The organism is Enterobacter sp. 01-M-02-SI-ECC (assembly GCF_047530595.1).
Classification (GTDB): Bacteria; Pseudomonadota; Gammaproteobacteria; order Enterobacterales; family Enterobacteriaceae; genus Enterobacter; species Enterobacter cloacae_M.
Window position 1 is genome coordinate 1 of the sequence record NZ_JBLKCZ010000067.1, and the last position, 3335, is coordinate 3335.

Consider the following 3335-nt stretch of genomic DNA (forward strand, 5'->3'; position numbering starts at 1 on the left):
TCCAAGCAGCAAGCGCGTTACGCCGTGGGTCGATGTTTGATGTTATGGAGCAGCAACGATGTTACGCAGCAGGGCAGTCGCCCTAAAACAAAGTTAACCTCTGAGGAAGAATTGTGAAACTATCACTAATGGTAGCTATATCGAAGAATGGAGTTATCGGGAATGGCCCTGATATTCCATGGAGTGCCAAAGGTGAACAGCTCCTGTTTAAAGCTATTACCTATAACCAATGGCTGTTGGTTGGACGCAAGACTTTTGAATCAATGGGAGCATTACCCAACCGAAAGTATGCGGTCGTAACACGTTCAAGTTTTACATCTGACAATGAGAACGTAGTGATCTTTCCATCAATTAAAGATGCTTTAACCAACCTAAAGAAAATAACGGATCATGTCATTGTTTCAGGTGGTGGGGAGATATACAAAATCCTGATCGATCAAGTAGATACACTACATATATCTACAATAGACATCGAGCCGGAAGGTGATGTTTACTTTCCTGAAATCCCCAGCAATTTTAGGCCAGTTTTTACCCAAGACTTCGCCTCTAACATAAATTATAGTTACCAAATCTGGCAAAAGGGTTAACAAGTGGCAGCAACGGATTCGCAAACCTGTCACGCCTTTTGTACCAAAAGCCGCGCCAGGTTTGCGATCCGCTGTGCCAGGCGTTAAACATCATGAGGGAAGCGGTGATCGCCGAAGTATCGACTCAACTATCAGAGGTAGTTGGCGTCATCGAGCGCCATCTCGAACCGACGTTGCTGGCCGTACATTTGTACGGCTCCGCAGTGGATGGCGGCCTGAAGCCACACAGTGATATTGATTTGCTGGTTACGGTGACCGTAAGGCTTGATGAAACAACGCGGCGAGCTTTGATCAACGACCTTTTGGAAACTTCGGCTTCCCCTGGAGAGAGCGAGATTCTCCGCGCTGTAGAAGTCACCATTGTTGTGCACGACGACATCATTCCGTGGCGTTATCCAGCTAAGCGCGAACTGCAATTTGGAGAATGGCAGCGCAATGACATTCTTGCAGGTATCTTCGAGCCAGCCACGATCGACATTGATCTGGCTATCTTGCTGACAAAAGCAAGAGAACATAGCGTTGCCTTGGTAGGTCCAGCGGCGGAGGAACTCTTTGATCCGGTTCCTGAACAGGATCTATTTGAGGCGCTAAATGAAACCTTAACGCTATGGAACTCGCCGCCCGACTGGGCTGGCGATGAGCGAAATGTAGTGCTTACGTTGTCCCGCATTTGGTACAGCGCAGTAACCGGCAAAATCGCGCCGAAGGATGTCGCTGCCGACTGGGCAATGGCGCCCGGCCCAGTATCAGCCCGTCATACTTGAAGCTAGACAGGCTTATCTTGGACAAGAAGAAGATCGCTTGGCCTCGCGCGCAGATCAGTTGGAAGAATTTGTCCACTACGTGAAAGGCGAGATCACCAAGGTAGTCGGCAAATAATGTCTAACAATTCGTTCAAGCCGACGCCGCTTCGCGGCGCGGCTTAACTCAAGCGTTAGATGCACTAAGCACATAATTGCTCACAGCCAAACTATCAGGTCAAGTCTGCTTTTATTATTTTTAAGCGTGCATAATAAGCCCTACACAAATTGGGAGATATATCATGAAAGGCTGGCTTTTTCTTGTTATCGCAATAGTTGGCGAAGTAATCGCAACATCCGCATTAAAATCTAGCGAGGGCTTTACTAAGCTTGCCCCTTCCGCCGTTGTCATAATCGGTTATGGCATCGCATTTTATTTTCTTTCTCTGGTTCTGAAATCCATCCCTGTCGGTGTTGCTTATGCAGTCTGGTCGGGACTCGGCGTCGTCATAATTACAGCCATTGCCTGGTTGCTTCATGGGCAAAAGCTTGATGCGTGGGGCTTTGTAGGTATGGGGCTCATAATTGCTGCCTTTTTGCTCGCCCGATCCCCATCGTGGAAGTCGCTGCGGAGGCCGACGCCATGGTGACGGTGTTCGGCATTCTGAATCTCACCGAGGACTCCTTCTTCGATGAGAGCCGGCGGCTAGACCCCGCCGGCGCTGTCACCGCGGCGATCGAAATGCTGCGAGTCGGATCAGACGTCGTGGATGTCGGACCGGCCGCCAGCCATCCGGACGCGAGGCCTGTATCGCCGGCCGATGAGATCAGACGTATTGCGCCGCTCTTAGACGCCCTGTCCGATCAGATGCACCGTGTTTCAATCGACAGCTTCCAACCGGAAACCCAGCGCTATGCGCTCAAGCGCGGCGTGGGCTACCTGAACGATATCCAAGGATTTCCTGACCCTGCGCTCTATCCCGATATTGCTGAGGCGGACTGCAGGCTGGTGGTTATGCACTCAGCGCAGCGGGATGGCATCGCCACCCGCACCGGTCACCTTCGACCCGAAGACGCGCTCGACGAGATTGTGCGGTTCTTCGAGGCGCGGGTTTCCGCCTTGCGACGGAGCGGGGTCGCTGCCGACCGGCTCATCCTCGATCCGGGGATGGGATTTTTCTTGAGCCCCGCACCGGAAACATCGCTGCACGTGCTGTCGAACCTTCAAAAGCTGAAGTCGGCGTTGGGGCTTCCGCTATTGGTCTCGGTGTCGCGGAAATCCTTCTTGGGCGCCACCGTTGGCCTTCCTGTAAAGGATCTGGGTCCAGCGAGCCTTGCGGCGGAACTTCACGCGATCGGCAATGGCGCTGACTACGTCCGCACCCACGCGCCTGGAGATCTGCGAAGCGCAATCACCTTCTCGGAAACCCTCGCGAAATTTCGCAGTCGCGACGCCAGAGACCGAGGGTTAGATCATGCCTAGCATTCACCTTCCGGCCGCCCGCTAGCGGACCCTGGTCAGGTTCCGCGAAGGTGGGCGCAGACATGCTGGGCTCGTCAGGATCAAACTGCACTATGAGGCGGCGGTTCATACCGCGCCAGGGGAGCGAATGGACAGCGAGGAGCCTCCGAACGTTCGGGTCGCCTGCTCGGGTGATATCGACGAGGTTGTGCGGCTGATGCACGACGCTGCGGCGTGGATGTCCGCCAAGGGAACGCCCGCCTGGGACGTCGCGCGGATCGACCGGACATTCGCGGAGACCTTCGTCCTGAGATCCGAGCTCCTAGTCGCGAGTTGCAGCGACGGCATCGTCGGCTGTTGCACCTTGTCGGCCGAGGATCCCGAGTTCTGGCCCGACGCCCTCAAGGGGGAGGCCGCATATCTGCACAAGCTCGCGGTGCGACGGACGGCACTGTTGCAAAGTTAGCGATGAGGCAGCCTTTTGTCTTATTCAAAGGCCTTACATTTCAAAAACTCTGCTTACCAGGCGCATTTCGCCCAGGGGAT

General features: G+C 54.0%; 3 protein-coding genes and 2 pseudogenes. All 5 read left to right on the forward strand.

Translation table 11 applies throughout. The features are described 5' to 3' along the window. Window positions 1-113: 113 nt before the first annotated feature. A complete protein-coding gene (gene dfrA1 / locus ACMWLG_RS25450) occupies window positions 114-587 on the forward strand; it encodes a trimethoprim-resistant dihydrofolate reductase DfrA1 (protein ID WP_061811564.1) in 474 nt (157 codons plus the stop codon). 92 nt (window positions 588-679) lie between these two features. After that, window positions 680-1513: pseudogene (locus ACMWLG_RS25455) on the forward strand (AadA family aminoglycoside 3''-O-nucleotidyltransferase). A gap of 116 nt (window positions 1514-1629) precedes the next feature. Beyond that, window positions 1630-1977: a quaternary ammonium compound efflux SMR transporter QacE delta 1 gene (locus ACMWLG_RS25460; RefSeq protein ID WP_000679427.1), complete on the forward strand. Its 348-nt coding sequence runs from the start codon at window positions 1630-1632 to the stop codon at window positions 1975-1977. Then, the gene (sul1, locus tag ACMWLG_RS25465) at window positions 1971-2810 is read left to right on the forward strand and encodes a sulfonamide-resistant dihydropteroate synthase Sul1 (protein ID WP_000259031.1); all 840 of its coding nucleotides are present in this window, start codon (window positions 1971-1973) and stop codon (window positions 2808-2810) included. Before ACMWLG_RS25460 ends, sul1 begins: the two co-directional genes overlap by 7 nt. A gap of 127 nt (window positions 2811-2937) precedes the next feature. Beyond that, window positions 2938-3237 (forward strand): annotated as a pseudogene (locus tag ACMWLG_RS25470) (GNAT family N-acetyltransferase); the annotation flags it as partial. Window positions 3238-3335 lie beyond the last annotated feature (98 nt).

Coding starts and splice junctions, on each gene's coding strand:
- ACMWLG_RS25460 (WP_000679427.1), top strand. CDS start 1,630: ATGAAAGGCTGGCTTTTTCTTGTTATCGCAATAGTTGGCGAAGTAATC.
- sul1 (WP_000259031.1), top strand. CDS start 1,971: ATGGTGACGGTGTTCGGCATTCTGAATCTCACCGAGGACTCCTTCTTC.